This window comes from uncultured Nisaea sp. (assembly GCF_963974195.1).
Taxonomy (GTDB): domain Bacteria; phylum Pseudomonadota; class Alphaproteobacteria; order Thalassobaculales; family Thalassobaculaceae; genus Nisaea.
On sequence record NZ_CAXBDC010000102.1, the window covers coordinates 1 to 15,832 of the forward strand.

Consider the following 15,832-nt stretch of genomic DNA (forward strand, 5'->3'; position numbering starts at 1 on the left):
TCATTGGCGAAGGCGCGGCTGCGGCCGTCCGCCGTGACGATCCGGCGCAGGATCACCGGGCCATCCATCTCGATGCCCATTTCTTCCAGAATATCGGAGGAGCCGTGGCCGTCCGGCACGTCGAAGCTGGCCGTGACGACGGCCTGTTTCGCGCCGTTACGGACGAGGCCGCTGTCGGCCCGCGCGCCGAGGGCGAGACCGAGTGCATCGAGCAGGATGGATTTACCGGCCCCGGTTTCCCCGGTGAGCACGGAAAGACCAGGCCCGAACGTGAGATCGAGCCTGTCGATCAGCACCACATCGCGGATCGTGAGGCCGGTCAGCATGATTGATCAGAATATCCAGAGATCAAGGCCGAGGAGACCGTCATCGTCGTCCGCTCCCGAGCCGCGACTGGCGCCGGTGGTCATCAGGGCGTAGCTGTCCTGATACCATTCGCTTCCCGGATAATTGTATCCGAGCACGGCGGCGGTACGCTCCGCCTGCTCATGCAGGCCGAGGGCGGCATAGGCTTCGGTCAGGCGGTGCAGGGCTTCCGGAACCTGGTCGGTGGTGTCGAAATTTTCGACCACGCGTTTGAACCGGTTGATGGCGGCGAGATATTTTTCCTCACGCAGATAGAACCGCCCGATCTCCATTTCCTTGCCGGCAAGGTGGTTCCGGGTCAGGTCGAGCTTCAGCAGGGCATCGCGGGAATAGCCGCTTTCGGGAAAGCGCTGCACGAGTTCCTGCAGCGTCTCCATGGCGTTCTTGGTCAGCTTCTGGTCACGGCCGACATCGACGATCTGCTCGTAGTAGCTGAGGCCCTTCAGATAGTACGCATAGTCGACATTCTGATTGCTCGGGTTCAGCTGGATGAACCGGTCGAGGGCGTTGATCGCTTCGTCGTACTTGTTGTTCTGGTACAGCGAGTAGGCGGCCATCAGCTGTGCCTGCGTCGCCCAGACCGAGTAGGGATGCTGGCGCTCGACCTCGTCGAACAGGGGCGCGGCTTTCTTGTAGTCGCCTTCCAGCGCACTATCGACCGCCTCGTTGTAGAGCTCCTCTACCGGACGCTCGACATATTCCAGCTTCGGCTTGTCATCGCTGCAGGCGGCCAGGGCCACAAGGCAGGTCAGCAGAGCGAGGTTCTTCAGCCGCAGCGGGCCAAAATCACCAAAGGCGAATTGCATCGGATTTCCCCGGACATGTGTCCATAAGAAAATACGGTTCCCGGGCGCCGGAGCCAAGGGATTTGCGGAGTAACCCGCTTCCCGGCCGTGCCCGCCGAATAACAGTGTTGGGATAGAGGAGTTATGCGGTCGCGGCAAGCAACGGATGATCATGGTCCGCTGCGGCCATCTCCGAGGTCATCTCAACCAGCTCCCACGCGCTCTCGTCCGCGAACAGGGCCCGGAGCAGCTTGTTGTTGAACAGATGGCCGGACTTGGAGGCGTCGACGCGGCCGAGAATCGGCGCGCCCGCGAGATAGAGATCGCCGACGCAGTCGAGGATCTTGTGCCGTACGAACTCGTCCTTGAAGCGCAAGCCGCCCTCGTTGAGAATCTTGTCGCCATCGACGATCACGACATTGTCGAGATTGCCGCCCCGGCCGAGACCGGCCGCGCGCAGACGATCGATATCCTGCATGAAACCAAAGGTGCGGGCACCGCTGATGGTCTCGTTGAAGGTGCCGTTGACCAGCTTCACATCGAGGCTCTTCTCGGTGATCGCGGCGCTGTCGAACTCGATCTCGAAATTGACCGAGAAATGATCGTCCGGGGTGATTTCGATCCGGCGCTGATCGTCCTGGGCGCTGATGGGCTTGAGAATCCGGATGGCGCGGCGCGGCGCGTTTACGGGCGCGGTGCCGGCGCATTCGACCAGCAGCACGAAAGGCTCCGCGCTGCCGTCCATGATCGGCACTTCCGGGCCGTCGATCTCGATCAGGGCATTATCGATGCGGCAGCCGGCAAGCGCCGCCATCAGATGCTCGACCGTGGAGACGGTCACGCCGTCATTGTTCTGCAGCTTGGTGCACATGGTGGCGTCATGCACCATGTCCCAGCGGGCGGGAACCAGCGGGTCCTTGTCGGTGATGTCGGTGCGCTTGAAGATGATGCCGTGATCGGCCCCGGCCGGGTGCAGCGTCATCACGCAGTCGACACCGCCATGCAGGCCGACACCCCGGCAGGAGATACTCGTCTTCAAGGTCTGTTGCGCAATCACAAGGACGCTCCTGACACCGAACCCCGGTGGTTTGTTCCGATTTCCCGGAAAATTGAGGCCGGAATATTGGTAAATAATAAAATAAGCCCCAGAAGATGTATCAATATCTCCTGGGGCTCTCAAATCACTCTTTATGACTGAATATTACGCCGTAATGCATTGATTTAACGGCGTAAATTCAGGGTCAGTTCGCCTGCCTGCGCAGGAAGGCCGGAATGTCCAGGAGATCGTCGTCCTGGCGGGCCGGCGCAACCCGTTCAGACTGGTCCAGAGAACCGAGGCGGGCCTGCTTCGGTTCGGTCGCATTAACGTCCACGAAGCGTTGCGGATGCACTTCCTGAGCGGGCTCGGCCGGCTTCTTGCCGACCATGCCGGTCATCCGGGTGAACAGGCTCGGTGCCTTCTCCGCGCCTGTGTCCTCGCGGCGGCCGGCATTGGCCATGGCGGCTGCCTGGAACGGATCCGGCTCGCTGCTTGCCTTGGTTTCCGGAACTGCCGGCGGCGGTGCGATGAAGGTATCGTCTGCCTTCGGCTCCGCAGCGGGCTTCGACTCGGCCGGTGCCGGCGCTTCCGCCGTGGCCCGGGCCGTGTCGGCCTGGGTCTGGGCGGTCATCGCGACATTGTCGAGATCAGTTTCCCCGATCACCAGAGTGTTGCCCGCGACATGAACCGTATCGGCGGATGCCGAGATGGCCGGGATGTCACCGACGGGAGCGCTCGGCGCTTTCGCCGCGGCGGCCGTGGTGTTTTCCGCAGCCGGCTTCACCGGAGCAGCTTTCGCCTTGGTCGGAACCACGGTCAGCGGCGGGCGCTTCTGGGCCATACCCTCGGCGGCGATTCCGGTGGCAACGACGGAAACCCGCATGGTGCCTTCCATCTTCTCGTCGAAGGTGGAGCCGAAGATGATGTTGGCTTCCGAATCGACTTCCTCGCGGATGCGGTTGGCTGCCTCGTCGACCTCGAACAGGGTCATGTCCATGCCGCCGGTGATGTTGATCAGCACGCCGCGGGCACCCTTCATCGTGGTGTCCTCAAGCAGCGGGTTGTTGATCGCGGCCTCGGCGGCGTCGATGGCGCGCTTCTCGCCACTGGCCTCGCCGGTGCCCATCATCGCCTTACCCATCTCGCTCATCACCGTGCGGATGTCGGCGAAGTCGAGGTTGATCAGGCCGGGCATGATCATCAGGTCGGTCACGCCGCGCACACCGGAATGCAGCACGTCGTCGGCCATGTTGAAGGCGTCGGCGAAGGTGGTCTTCTCGTTCGCCACCCGGAACAGGTTCTGGTTCGGGATGATGATCAGGGTGTCGACATACTGGGTCAGCTCCTCGATCGCCTGGTCGGCGATGCGCATCCGGTGCTGGCCTTCGAAGTGGAACGGCTTGGTCACCACGCCAACGGTCAGGATGCCGTTCTCGCGAGCTGCCTGGGCAATCACCGGTGCGGCGCCGGAACCGGTGCCGCCGCCCATGCCGGCCGTGATGAACACCATGTTGCTTTCGCGCAGGTTGTTCATGATGTCTTCGATCGCCTCTTCGGCGGCCGCCCGGCCAACTTCCGGCCGGGAGCCGGCACCGAGACCCTGAGTCACACCGGTGCCGAGCTGCAGGGTGCGATCCGCCAGCGACTGTTTCAGCGCCTGGGCGTCGGTGTTGGTGACGATGAATTCGACACCCTCGAGGTTGGAGCGGATCATGTTGTTGACGGCGTTGCCGCCCGCACCGCCGATGCCGACGACGCTAATCCGCGGCTTCAGTTCGTTATCGTCATCGTTGGGGACTGAGATATTGATGGTCATGGGTGGCCTCCTGATCTCGCGTTAGAGGGTTGTCTGGGGGATGCGTGCCTGGGGGAGCACGCGGGATTTGGGCCTTCTGGCCGGGTACTGTTCTGGTTTGGTCTGGTCGCTAATGGTCTGGGCAGGGCACAGCCTTACGGCCGGGCGCGCTGGGCACGGGCCGGAGCTTGCGTTGGGTGTGAACCGGAATTGCTGCATTAGAAGTTCTCCCTCAGCCAGGAGTGGACACGGCCGAGCAGGCCGCCTCCGGTCTCCTTGTTGGCGACGTGCCCTTGGCGGGACGCGTCAAGTGCCGGGTCAGCGGCATAGGCCAGCAGTCCGGCGCTGGTCGCGAAGGCCGGACCGCTGGCAACATCCGCCAGCCCGTTCACCCGGATCGGCCGGCCCAGTCGGACCTGCTTGTCCAGGATTTCCTGTGCCAGATCCCGGATTCCCGGCATCTGGCTGGCGCCGCCCGTGATGACCACGCGGCGGCCGGCGACCTTGTCGAAACCGCTGGCTTCCAGACGGTTGCGGACAAGCTCGAAGGTTTCCTCCAGACGCGGATGGATGATCCGGATCAGGAGGGATTTCGGAACATGATTGGGATGGTTCTCGTCCTGCTCGCCAACCAGCGGGACGTCGATCATTTCGCGCTCGTCCAGGCTGGAGGGGATGGAGCTGCCATAGAGTGTTTTCAGCCGCTCGGCCTCGTGCACCGGCGTGGCCAGGCCGCGGGCGATATCGCTAGTGATATGGGCGCCGCCGACCGGCACGCAGTCGGTATAGATCACGCTGCCGTCGAAGAAGACCGCCATGGTGGTGGTGCCGCCGCCCATGTCGATCACGGTGACGCCGAGATCGCGTTCATCCTCGACCAGGCAGGCAAGACCGGCGGCATAGGGCGAAACCACGAAAGCCTCGATGCCGAGATGACAGCGCTCGACCACGCTGGCGATGTTCCGCACCGTGCTGGTGGCGGCGGTCACCAGATGCATGTTGGCCCCGAGCCGGTCGCCGCACATGCCGCGCGGATCCCGGATGCCTCGGCTGCCGTCGATGGAAAAGCCGACCGGGATCGAATGGATGAGCTGACGGTCCGCCTCGACCTCGACCTTCTGCCATTGGCTGAGGATGCGGCGCATGTCTGAATCGCCGACTTCTTGCCCGCCAATGGAAACCTCGACGCCGACGGTCTGGGAGTGCGGGTAGCCGCCGGAGAGATTGACGAAGACGCGCTGGATGGTTTCGTCCGCCATCTTTTCGGCGGCATGCACGGCGGCGCGCACGCATTCCTCGGCCTCGGCCATGTCGACGACCGTACCGCTGCGGATACCGCGCGCGACCTGGTGGCCGATACCGATGACACGGATGCCCGGCAGGCTCGGTGCCTGATCGTCGTTATGGTCGGCCCGCACACCGTTTTCACCGATCCGTGCGATCAGGCAGCAGATCTTCGTCGATCCGATGTCGAGGATCGCGACGGTGCCGGTCCGGGGCTTGGCGAGGCTTTTGCGCATCAGGTGTCTTTCCCCGGATTACGGAGGCGGCTTGAAACGCTTGGAGCGACCCGGACGACGAGCTGGTTCGGCAGCCGGAGGTCGATGGCGATGACGTCCCGGTTCAGCACCCCGTGGTCGCGCTGCAGTTTGGCGAGATGCGCCCAGGCCTTGTCCGGGGCATGCTCGGGAAGTTCGACATCGACGCCCGTATCAAGCCGGACGTTCCAGCGCCGCTCGCCGATCCAGGTGACGGCACGGACGCGCTGCTTCAGATCCGGCTCGCTGGACAGCAGGTCGAGGAATTCATGGGCGCGGGCCGGCGCATCGGCACCGACCACGATCGGCAGATCGGCGAAGCGGCGCGGGTTCTGGCCCGGCACTTCTACGCCCAGATCATCGATCAGGCTCAGGCTGCCGTCGCGCTGCCAGAGGGCAAGAGGTGTCCGCTCTTCCAGCCGCACGAACAGGGTGTCCGGCAGGCGTCTTTCGACGGCGGCGGTACGGACCCAGGGCAGGGCATCGATACGGGCTTTCAGGGCGGCAAGATCGACGCCGAGGATCGGCACCCCGCGATCCGTTGCGATCGCGGCGACGAGATCGCTGCGTTCGGTCCGGTAACGGCCTTCGACGAGGATATCGGAGACCACGAGGCCGAGTTCGTTCGAGACGTCGGTGCCGACGGTGTCGATCACCCGGGCAAGCTCGTCAATCGCACCGGTGCGGGCCGCGTGCCAGCCACTGGCGGCAACGATGGCCGTCAGGGTCGCGAAGCCGGTGCCGATCAGCACCTGGCGCATGCGCCGGGCCGACATCCGGGGACGCCGGGTTTGCTGACGCTTGCGTGCGGTTCCGGATTTCTTGCCGGTTCTGGATTTTCCGGCGCTCAGTAGTCGCATCGGGCGTCCTCCACCAGCTTGGCGCAGAGCGCGGGGAAGTTCATGCCGTGGAAGCCTGCCTGCTCCGGCACGAGAGAGGTCGGGGTCATGCCCGGCTGGGTGTTGACCTCGAGCAGATAGAGGTTGTCCGGGCTGGCATCGCCTTCGGAGTCGTTGAAGCGCAGGTCGGCGCGGCTGACGCCCCGGCAGCCGAGGGTCGCGTGCGCCTGCTCCGCCATTTCCAGCGCGCGGGAGGTCACGGCCTCGGGCAGCTTCGCCGGCAGAATGTGGATCGAGCCGCCATCGGCATATTTGGCGTCATAGTCGTAGAAGCCATGCTCCGAGGTGATCTCGGTGACGGCGAGCGCGGCGCCGTCGAGCACCGCCACGGTCAGCTCGCGGCCGGGGATGAATTTCTCCTCCAGCACCACGTCGCCGAAGGGCCAGTCTTCCTCGGTCGGGCTGTAATTGTCGCCGGGGCGGACGATATGCACGCCGAGGCTGGAGCCCTGGTCGATCGGCTTCAGCACGTAAGGCCGTTTCAGGGATTCGCTTTCCAGCGCCTCGGCGCGGGAGCGGACGACGCCCGGCGGGCATTTCAGCCCGGCCCGCATGAACAGCTCCTTCGCGCGCGGCTTGTCCATGGCGATGGCGGAGGCCTCGACGCCGGAATGCGTGTAGGGGATATCAAGGATGTTCAGCAGGCCCTGGATGTTGCCATCCTCGCCAATCCGGCCATGCAGCGCGTTGAAGCAGACATCCGGCTTCAGCTCGGCAAGACGGAACGGAATGTTCCGGTCTACATCGACTTCGGTGACTCGATATCCGGCTTCGCGCAGGGCCTTGGCGCATTCATGGCCGCTGGAGAGGGAAACCTCGCGTTCACCGGACCATCCGCCCATCAGAACGGCGACATGCTTGCTCATGAGCGGTCTCCCCTGTTTGTGTTGTTCGCTATGCCGCCAACGCCGATACGGCGGATTTCCCAGCGCAGCTCGATGCCGCTGGTCTGCTTCACCCGGCGCCGGACTTCTTCTCCGAGCACCTCGATATCGGCGGCGGTTGCCGTGCCGGTATTGATCAGGAAGTTGCAATGCTTCTCGGACACCATGGCGCCGCCAACGCGCAGGCCCCGGCAGCCGGCGTCGTCGATCAGCTGCCAGGACTTGTGGCCTGCCGGATTGGCGAAGGTGCTGCCGCCGGTGCGCTCGCGGATCGGCTGGCTGGCCTCTCGGGACCGCTTGATCTCTTCCATCGCGGCCGTGATCTCGGCCCGGTCTCCCTCCGGCGCACGGAAGGTGGCGGCGGTGAAGATCCAGTCCGACGGAGCGTCCGAGTGGCGATAGGACATGCCGAGTGTGCCGGCCGGAACCCGGCGCAGGATACCGTCGCCGGTCACCAGCTCGGCGGAGAACAGGACGTCCTTGAACTCGCCACCATAGGCGCCCGCATTCATCCGCAACCCGCCACCGATGGAGCCGGGGATACCGGACATGAAGGCGAGGCCGGTGCGGCCTTCGGCGAGGGCCGCCTTGGCGAGGCTGAGGTCGAGCACGGCGGCTCCGGCGGTCACCATGCCGGGGTTGAATTCGATCTGGTTGAAACCCTTGGCGAGTCGGATAACCACGCCCGGAATACCGCCGTCGCGGATCAGCAGGTTGGATGTGACGCCGATCACCGTGACCGGGACATTCGCAGGCTTGCCGCGCAGGAAAGCGGCCAGATCCTCGGCATCCGCCGGACGGAATACCACTTCCGCCGGGCCGCCGACCCGGAACCAGGTCTGCCCGGACAGATCGACATTCTCCTGATAGCGCCCGCGGACTTCCGGCAGGCGCTCGATCAGGGAGAGGTGCGTATCTGTGCGAAGGGCGGCCATGGTCATTGCCCGTCCTTCCCGGTGGCCGTGCCGGTGCCGCCGATGACATGCGCGAGCTCGCCCGGAAGCGCCTGCGCCCAGTTGGTGATGTTTCCGGCGCCGAGGCAGACCACCAGATCGCCCGGCTCGGCCAGCGCGGCAATGCGCCCGGCAAGTTCGGATGGTTGGCTCAGCGGATAGACATGACGGTGGCCACGGGCGCGCAGACCGGCGACCAGACTGTCCTTGTCGGCGCCTGCGATCGGCTCTTCCCCGGCGGCATAGACATCCGCGACGATCACGCCGTCCGCGTCGTTGAAGCAGGCGCAAAAATCCTCGAACAGATCATGCAGGCGGGAATAGCGGTGCGGCTGCACGACGGCATAGACCCGGCCGCTCGGGCAGGCGGAGCGGGCGGCGGAGAGCACGGCGCTGATCTCGACCGGGTGGTGGCCGTAATCGTCGATCACGGAAATGCCATTGGCTTCACCGGTCTTGGTGAAGCGCCGCTTGACGCCGCTGAACCCGGCGAGCGATGCGCGGATCTGCTCGTCGCTCATGTCCATCTCGAGGGCGATGGAAATGGCGGCGAGGGCGTTAGAGACATTGTGCTGGCCGTACATCGGCAGGGCGATGCCTTCCAGCACCCGCTCGCTGTCATGCGCACGGTCGGCGATGATGACGTCGAATTTCGCGCCGGAGCTGGTGATTTCCAGATTGCTGGCGCGGATATCGGCCTGCGGCGAAAACCCGTAGGTGATGATGCGCCGGTCGGAGACGCGCGGGATCAGCTTCTGCACCGTCGGATGGTCGATGCACATGGTGGCGAAGCCGTAGAACGGGATGTTCGCGACGAAGGCCCGGAAGGCTTCCTGCAGCTTGTCGAAATCGCCATGGAAATCGAGATGCTCGGGATCGATGTTGGTGACCACGGCGATGGTCGCGGGCAGCCTGTTGAAGCTGCCGTCGCTCTCGTCCGCCTCGACCACCATCCAGTCGCCGGAGCCGAGCCGGGCATTGGTGCCATAGGCGTTGATGATGCCGCCATTGATCACGGTCGGGTCCATCCCGGCGCCGTCCAGCATGGCGGCGACCAGGGAGGTGGTCGTGGTCTTGCCGTGGGTGCCGGCGCAGGCGATGGACCATTTCAGCCGCATCAGCTCGCCCAGCATCTCGGAGCGGTGGACAACCGGCAGCATGCGCTCGCGGGCGGCCAGAAGCTCCGGATTGTCCGGCTTGATGGCGGTGGAGATCACGAGGATCGAGGCGTCGTCGATGTTCGAGGCCTGCTGGCCGACGAAAACCTTGATGCCGAGTTTCTTCAGGCGGCTGACATTCGGGTTCTCGGACAGATCGCTGCCCTGCACCGAATAGCCGAGATTGTGCAGCACCTCGGCAATACCGGACATGCCGATGCCGCCGATACCGGTGAAGTGGATGGTGCCAATGTTGAGCGGCATCTCTCTCATGCGGCACTTCCTTGCTGGACAGAGGCGGTCGCGGCGGAGAGCGCCGGCGCGGTGGCAATGACGAGATCGGCGAGACGGTCGGCCGCATCGGGCGTGCCGGCGGCGCGCGCGGCGTCGGAGGCGCGGTGCAGCCGGTCCGGCGCTTTCAGCAGGCCGAGCAGGGCGCCCGCCAGTTTCTCGGCGGTGAACTCGTCCGGCTCCGGCATCATCCAGGCCGCGCCCGTCGCCTGGCAGGCAAGGGCGTTGGCGGTCTGATGGTCGTCCGCGGCGCTCGGATAGGGCACCAGGATCGAGGGGCGGCCGATGGCGTTCAGCTCGGCGATGGTGGACGCGCCGGAACGGGCGATGACGAGATCCGCCGAGGCCATGCGGTCCGGCAGGTCGTCGAAGAACGGCCGCACATCGGCGGCGACACCGAGAGCCCTGTAACGCGCCTTGACCCGGTCGGCATCCTCGGCCCGGCTCTGCTGGGTGATGCGCAGGCGCGGCAGAAGGTTCGCGGGCAGACCGGCGATGGCTTCCGGAACGACGCTCGAGAATACGGTCGCGCCCTGGCTGCCACCGAAGACCAGTAGATTAAGATGGCCGTCGCCCGTCTCCGCTTTCTCGCCACGCAGGGCGAGGACAGCGGGCCGGACCGGGTTGCCGGTGAAATGACATTTTGCCGTCTCGCCTTCGGAGAGATTGGTCATCTCGCGGAAGGAGGTGGCGATCTTGTTGGCATGCGGGGCCAGGAACCGGTTGGCCCGGCCAAGCACGGCATTCTGTTCATGCAACACCACCGGCAGGCCGAGGAAGGCGGCGGCCCGCACGGTCGGCACCGAGGGATAGCCGCCGAAGCCGACCGCGACCGCCGCGTTCAGGCTCTTCAGATGCAGTGCGGACTGCACGGCGCCGAAACCAAGCTCGATGATTGCCTTCGCCTTGCCGGCCATGCCGCCCTTGCTCGGGCTGGCGGCGCGGATGCGGCGGACGGCGATATCCGGGTTCTCGCCCTCGAAACGCCCGCCCCGGTCGTCGGTGACGAGCGCGACGGAGACGCCCCGGCGCAACAGGGCTTCGCCGAGGGAGAGGGCGGGGAAGATATGCCCGCCGGTGCCGCCGGCGGCGAGGATGACGGTCTTGCCGGTCATAGCGCCTCCATCCGGCCCGCGCGGCTGCGGGTCAGGGCCAGCATCAGTCCCATGCCGAGCGCGAGCGCCAGCAGGGAGGAGCCGCCATAGCTGATGAAGGGCAGGGTCATGCCTTTCGCGGGCATGAGCTGCAGGGCGGAGGCCATGTGGATCAGCGCCTGCAGGCCGAACTGGGCGAGCAGGCCCGCACCGGCCAGCAGCACGAACAGGCTCTGTTCGGCGAACAGCCGGGCGAAGCCGCGCAGCACCACGAAGGCGAACAGAGAGATCAGCAGGATGCAGACGATGGCGCCGAATTCCTCTCCGGTGACGGAGAAGACGAAATCGGCGTGGGCGTCCGGCAGATAGGCTTTCACCTGACCTTCGCCGGGGCCGGTGCCGAGCAGGCCGCCATTGCGGAAGGCTTCCAGCGAGCGCTCGACCTGATAGCTGTCACCGGCAGCGGGATCGAGGAAACGGTTGATCCGGTCGTTCACGTGCGGGAACAGGAAATAGGCCGCGACCAGCCCGCCGGCGCCACACAGCATGGCGCCGGCGACCAGCATCATCGGCAGACCGGCCAGGAAGAACTGGCCGAACCAGACGAGAGAGATGACCACGGTCTGACCGAGATCCGGCTGCATCAGCAGCAGGGAGACGACAAGGCCGTAGAGCGCGACGGCGATCCAGTGTCCGGGGAAGCCATTATCCTTGCGCCATTCGGAGAACATCCAGGCCGCGACGACGGCGAAGCAGGGCTTCAGAAATTCCGAGGTCTGCAGCGAGAAGCCGCCGATCGAGAGCCAGCGCCGGGCGCCCTTGATTTCAGCGCCGAACATCAGGGTCAGGACGAGCAGCGCGAGGCAGCCGATGAAGCCGATAACCGCGATCCGGCGGACCTGCAGCGGCGTCATCAGCGAGCAAACGAACAGAATTCCGGCGGCAACCGGCAGCAGCATCAGCTGGCGGCGCACGAAATGATAGCTGTCGAGCCCGATCCGCTCCGCCACCGACGGGCTGGCGGCAAAGATCATCAGGGCGCCGAACAGAATGATCAGCAGCAGCGCGCCGGAGGTCCAGCGGTCCACGGTCCACCACCAGCGGCCGAGGATGCTTGTATCTGTGCGGGCGATCGAGCTCATGGCCGCGCCTCCCCGCAAGATGCCTTGGCAGTCAGTTGCAGCACCTGGTCGCGGAACCGGTCGCCACGCTGCTCGAAACTGTCGAACTGGTCCCAGGAAGCGGCGGCAGGGGAGAGCAGCAGGGTAGCGCCGTCCAGATGCTCGGAGGTTGCCATGGCATGCGCGGCCGAGACGGCCTTGTCGAGCGTGCCGCAGGATGTGTGCGGCACGGCATCGCCCAGGGTGTCGCCGAAACTGGTTGCGGACTCGCCGATCAGGAAGGCATGGCGGATGCGCGGGAAATAGGGCTTCAGCGGCGCGATACCGCCTTCCTTGGCCCGGCCGCCTGCGACCCAGTAAATCGGTGCGTAGCAACCGAGCGCCCGTTCGGTCGCGTCGGCATTGGTTGCCTTGCTGTCATTCACATAGCGGACACCGCCGCACTCGGCGACCAGCTCCTGGCGATGGGCGAGGCCGGGGAAGCTGTCGATCGCCTTGGAGATCACGTCTCCGGCGATCCCGGCGGCGCGACAAGCGGCAAAGGCGGCAGCCGCGTTCTGATGGTTATGGGCGCCGGGAAGGGTGCGTGCGCCTGAAAGGTCGTGCAGCGTCTTGCCGCCGTCAATGAGCAGGGCACCGGCCGAGCGGATATCGGCGGCTGCATTGTCATTGCCGGAAATCCGGATGACTTGGGGCAGTGTGTCTGCAATCCGGGCGGCATCGGCATCGTCGATACCGGCAATCGCCGTCGCGCCGGTTGCCTGATTGGCGAAGATACGCTGCTTGGCGGCGATATAGCCCGCCAACCCGCCATGCCGGTCCAGATGGTCCGGCGAGATATTCAGCAGGATGGCGATATCCGGTGCGAGCGACGGTGTCAGCTCAAGCTGGTAGGAGCTGAGCTCCAGAATATAGGTGCCGTCCGCATCCAGCGGGGCGAAGGACAGAACCGGCGTGCCGAGATTGCCGCCGACTTCCGCCCGCTTTTCCGCGGTGGAGAAGATGTGGCCAATCAGCGCCGTGGTGGTGGATTTGCCGTTCGTGCCGGTGATGGCGATGACTTTGGCATCCGGGCATTCCGCCAGCAGCAGTTCGACATCGCCGATGATGGAGACGCTTGCCGCCTTGGCCTGCGCTGCGGCCGGATGCGGTGCCGGGTGGGTGTGCGGAATGCCGGGGCTGAGCACGAGCGCGTCGATGCTGCTCCAGTCCGCCTGTTCCGGGTTTTCGATCCGGGCACCAAGACGTGCGGCCTCGGCACGCCGGTCTTCCCGGTCGTCCCAGGCAATGACGATTGCGCCGCCGGCGACAAGCGCCTCGACCGTGGCCAGCCCGCTGAGGCCGAGCCCCATGACGAACAGGCTTTTTCCGGATTTGCTGCGGCAGACGATCATCTTTCTACCTCAGCTTCAGGGTTGAAAGGCCGATCAGCGCCAGAATGACGGCGATGATCCAGAACCGGATGACGATGGTCGGCTCCGCCCACCCCTTCTTCTCGAAGTGATGGTGCAGCGGGGCCATGCGGAAGACGCGCTTGCCGGTCAGCTTGAAGGAGGCGACCTGGACAATCACGGAAGCGGTTTCCAGCACGAACAGCCCGCCGATGATGGCGAGCACCAGCTCGTGCTTGGTGACGATGGAAATGGTGCCGAGCGCGCCGCCGAGGGACAGCGAGCCGGTGTCACCCATGAACACCATGGCCGGCGGGGCGTTGAACCAGAGAAAGCCCAGTCCGGCGCCGAGCAGGGCGCCGCAGAACACGGCAAGCTCGCCCGTGCCCGGGACATGGTTGATCTGCAGGTAGTTGGCGAACACCGTGTTGCCCGTCAGATAGGCGATCAGCGCGAAGCACAGGCAGGCGATCATCACCGGCACGATGGCGAGGCCGTCGAGCCCGTCGGTCAGGTTCACGGAGTTGGATGCGCCAACCATGACGAAGATGGCGAAGGGCGCGAAGAACCAGCCGAGATCGATCAGCACGTCCTTGAAGAAGGGCACGGCGAGACCGTTGGCCAGATTGGCCGGCATACTGTCCTGGATCATCAGCACGGCGACTATGGAAATCGCGACCTGTCCGAGCAGCTTGATCTTGCCGGGAAGGCCCTTGGTGTTGCGTTTGGTCAGCTTCAGGAAGTCGTCGGCGAAACCAAGCAGGCCAAAACCGCCGGTAACCAGCAGAACCGCCCAGATGAAGCCGTTGCTGAGATCGGCCCAGAGCAGGGTGGAAACCGAAAGGGCGATCAGGATCAGCAGCCCGCCCATGGTCGGTGTGCCCTTTTTGGTCAGCAGATGGCTTTCCGGGCCATCCTCGCGGATCGGCTGGCCCTCGCGCTGCTTGCTGCGCAGCCAGTCGATCAGCCAGGGGCCGAGCACGAAGCCGATCAGCAGGGCAGTCATGATCGCGCCGCCGGTCCGGAAGGTGAGATACCGGAACAGGTTGAAGATCTGATATTCGTCGGAGAGAGGGACGAGCAGGTTATACAGCATGGTGTGCCCCTAGCCTCCGTAAGCCGCTGTGGGCGGCGTTAGCTGGTTTGAAACGGCGAGATTGCGGATGGCGGCGACGATTGGCGCCATGGCCATGCCAAGGGACCCCTTGACCAGAACCACATCGCCTTCACCGAGACTTGCGACGACCTGTTCGGTGATCGCGTCCGCAGTGTCGCCATTACCGCCGAACAGCATCGGCGGCAGGTTCCGTCCCATCCGGTCCATCATCGGACCGACGGTGAAAACGAGATCGGCGGAAGAGCAGACTTTCGCCAGCAGGTCGAGATGCAGGAATTCGGAGCGCTCACCAAGCTCCAGCATGTCGCCGAGCACGGCAATCCGGCGACCCTGGCCTTTCGGCCGGGTCATCGAGAGCACTTCGAGGGCGGCTGATACCGAAGCCGGGCTGGCATTGTAGCTTTCGTCGATCAGCAGCAGGCCGGTCTCGCCGAAGGCGATCTCTTCCTGACGTCCGCGTCCGGCCTTGGCCGTGACATCCCGGATGGCTTTCGCCGCCGCATCAAGGTCGAGACCCAGTGCATGGATGCAGGCCAGCACGCCGACCGAGTTGAAAGCCCAGTGCATGCCGATGCCGTCGATCCGGTAGACCAACTGCTTGCCGTCAACCCGGACCACGATGTTCGAGCCGTCAGGGCCGCATTCGGCGCCGATCAGGCGAACATCCGCGTCCTCGCTGCGGCCGAAAGTGATGATCCGCGCGCCCGCGGCTTCGGCCCGGTCGGCGCAGAAATAGAAGTTCGCGTTGTCCCGGTTCAGCACCGCAAGGCCGCGGTCTTTTTCCAGGCCTTCGAAGATTTCGCTCTTGGCTTCGGCGATCTGCTCCAGGTCGCGGAAATGCCCGATATGGGTTTCCTCGACATTGGTGATGATGGTGAGGTCGGGGCGGACCAGCCGGGTCAGATCGGAAATCTCGCCGAGATGGTTCATGCCAAGCTCGAACACGGCGTAATCCGCGTCCCTGGGGAGGCGGGCCAGGCTGAGCGGCGCGCCGATATGATTGTTCAGATTGCCCGCGCTGGCATGAACCGAACCGAAGGAGGCAAGCGCCGCCGCGAGAGAATCCTTGGTGCCGGTCTTGCCGACGCTGCCGGTCACGGCCAGCACTTTTGCCGATGCGCGCGCCCGGGATGCCACCGCGATATCGGTGAGGCCGCCGAGAACGTCTTTGACCGCGAGCAGGGACGCGTCGCTGCCCAGCCCGTCCGGAATACGACTGACCAATGCCGCTGCCGCACCGGCGTCAAGCGCGGCGGCGACATAGTCATGCCCGTCGACCCGTTCGCCCGGCAGGGCGACGAACAGGCAGCCGGGCGTGACCTTGCGGCTGTCGATAACCAGATCCGCGATCTCGAAGGCGGGCCCGTGAAGGTTGCCGCGCGTCGCCTTGACCAACTCGTCC

14 protein-coding genes are annotated in these 15,832 nt (G+C 65.0%); all 14 read right to left on the reverse strand.

The genetic code is table 11. The annotated features are described in order from the left end of the window. Nucleotides 1–326: AAA family ATPase (locus AAC126_RS18160; RefSeq protein ID WP_339855943.1), on the reverse strand; the 326-nt coding region annotated here is incomplete at its 3' end. 6 nt (nt 327–332) lie between these two features. After that, nucleotides 333–1,172, reverse strand: a complete 840-nt coding sequence (locus AAC126_RS18165) for an outer membrane protein assembly factor BamD (RefSeq protein ID WP_339855945.1) — start codon at nt 1,170–1,172, stop codon at nt 333–335. A 121-nt stretch (nt 1,173–1,293) separates the two neighbouring features. Next, nucleotides 1,294–2,208, reverse strand: a complete 915-nt coding sequence (lpxC, locus tag AAC126_RS18170; protein ID WP_339855947.1) for a UDP-3-O-acyl-N-acetylglucosamine deacetylase — start codon at nt 2,206–2,208, stop codon at nt 1,294–1,296. A 184-nt stretch (nt 2,209–2,392) separates the two neighbouring features. Further along, nucleotides 2,393–4,006, reverse strand: coding sequence for a cell division protein FtsZ (gene ftsZ / locus AAC126_RS18175; protein WP_339855948.1), 1,614 nt, complete (start codon nt 4,004–4,006; stop codon nt 2,393–2,395). 197 nt (nt 4,007–4,203) lie between these two features. Next, nucleotides 4,204–5,505 (reverse strand): cell division protein FtsA, encoded by a 1,302-nt coding sequence (gene ftsA / locus AAC126_RS18180; protein ID WP_339855950.1) that lies wholly within the window; start codon nt 5,503–5,505, stop codon nt 4,204–4,206. Beyond that, a complete protein-coding gene (locus AAC126_RS18185; protein WP_339855952.1) occupies nt 5,505–6,383 on the reverse strand; it encodes a cell division protein FtsQ/DivIB in 879 nt (292 codons plus the stop codon). The genes ftsA and AAC126_RS18185 overlap by 1 nt, the downstream gene beginning before the upstream one ends. Then, on the reverse strand, nt 6,371–7,288 hold the full coding sequence (locus tag AAC126_RS18190; RefSeq protein ID WP_339855954.1) for a D-alanine--D-alanine ligase: 918 nt from the start codon (nt 7,286–7,288) through the stop codon (nt 6,371–6,373). Before AAC126_RS18190 ends, AAC126_RS18185 begins: the two co-directional genes overlap by 13 nt. Continuing rightward, a complete protein-coding gene (gene murB / locus AAC126_RS18195; RefSeq protein ID WP_339855968.1) occupies nt 7,285–8,241 on the reverse strand; it encodes a UDP-N-acetylmuramate dehydrogenase in 957 nt (318 codons plus the stop codon). The genes AAC126_RS18190 and murB overlap by 4 nt, the downstream gene beginning before the upstream one ends. 2 nt (nt 8,242–8,243) lie before the next feature. Next, nucleotides 8,244–9,689 (reverse strand): UDP-N-acetylmuramate--L-alanine ligase, encoded by a 1,446-nt coding sequence (gene murC, locus AAC126_RS18200; protein WP_339855956.1) that lies wholly within the window; start codon nt 9,687–9,689, stop codon nt 8,244–8,246. Continuing rightward, nucleotides 9,686–10,822 carry an undecaprenyldiphospho-muramoylpentapeptide beta-N-acetylglucosaminyltransferase gene (murG, locus tag AAC126_RS18205; RefSeq protein WP_339855958.1) on the reverse strand — a complete coding sequence of 379 codons (1,137 nt, stop codon included), beginning with the start codon at nt 10,820–10,822 and terminating at the stop codon, nt 9,686–9,688. Before murG ends, murC begins: the two co-directional genes overlap by 4 nt. Continuing rightward, entirely contained in the window at nt 10,819–11,943 is a 1,125-nt protein-coding gene (locus AAC126_RS18210) for a putative peptidoglycan glycosyltransferase FtsW (RefSeq protein WP_339855960.1), read from the reverse strand. Before AAC126_RS18210 ends, murG begins: the two co-directional genes overlap by 4 nt. Further along, complete coding sequence (murD, locus tag AAC126_RS18215) at nt 11,940–13,316, reverse strand: UDP-N-acetylmuramoyl-L-alanine--D-glutamate ligase (protein ID WP_339855962.1); 1,377 nt, start codon at nt 13,314–13,316, stop codon at nt 11,940–11,942. The genes AAC126_RS18210 and murD overlap by 4 nt, the downstream gene beginning before the upstream one ends. A 4-nt stretch (nt 13,317–13,320) precedes the next feature. Continuing rightward, nucleotides 13,321–14,409: a phospho-N-acetylmuramoyl-pentapeptide-transferase gene (mraY, locus tag AAC126_RS18220; RefSeq protein WP_339855964.1), complete on the reverse strand. Its 1,089-nt coding sequence runs from the start codon at nt 14,407–14,409 to the stop codon at nt 13,321–13,323. Between the two features lie 9 nt (nt 14,410–14,418). Next, nucleotides 14,419–15,832, reverse strand: a 1,414-nt coding sequence (murF, locus tag AAC126_RS18225; RefSeq protein ID WP_339855966.1) for a UDP-N-acetylmuramoyl-tripeptide--D-alanyl-D-alanine ligase, incomplete at its 5' end; no start/stop codon positions are given.

Bases quoted from the DNA above. Each gene is read 5' to 3' on its own strand.
- AAC126_RS18165 (WP_339855945.1), bottom strand. From the start codon at position 1,172: ATGCAATTCGCCTTTGGTGATTTTGGCCCGCTGCGGCTGAAGAACCTC.
- ftsZ (WP_339855948.1), bottom strand. From the start codon at position 4,006: ATGACCATCAATATCTCAGTCCCCAACGATGACGATAACGAACTGAAG.
- ftsA (WP_339855950.1), bottom strand. From the start codon at position 5,505: ATGCGCAAAAGCCTCGCCAAGCCCCGGACCGGCACCGTCGCGATCCTC.
- AAC126_RS18185 (WP_339855952.1), bottom strand. From the start codon at position 6,383: ATGCGACTACTGAGCGCCGGAAAATCCAGAACCGGCAAGAAATCCGGA.
- AAC126_RS18190 (WP_339855954.1), bottom strand. From the start codon at position 7,288: ATGAGCAAGCATGTCGCCGTTCTGATGGGCGGATGGTCCGGTGAACGC.
- murB (WP_339855968.1), bottom strand. From the start codon at position 8,241: ATGGCCGCCCTTCGCACAGATACGCACCTCTCCCTGATCGAGCGCCTG.
- murC (WP_339855956.1), bottom strand. From the start codon at position 9,689: ATGAGAGAGATGCCGCTCAACATTGGCACCATCCACTTCACCGGTATC.
- murG (WP_339855958.1), bottom strand. From the start codon at position 10,822: ATGACCGGCAAGACCGTCATCCTCGCCGCCGGCGGCACCGGCGGGCAT.
- AAC126_RS18210 (WP_339855960.1), bottom strand. From the start codon at position 11,943: ATGAGCTCGATCGCCCGCACAGATACAAGCATCCTCGGCCGCTGGTGG.
- murD (WP_339855962.1), bottom strand. From the start codon at position 13,316: ATGATCGTCTGCCGCAGCAAATCCGGAAAAAGCCTGTTCGTCATGGGG.
- mraY (WP_339855964.1), bottom strand. From the start codon at position 14,409: ATGCTGTATAACCTGCTCGTCCCTCTCTCCGACGAATATCAGATCTTC.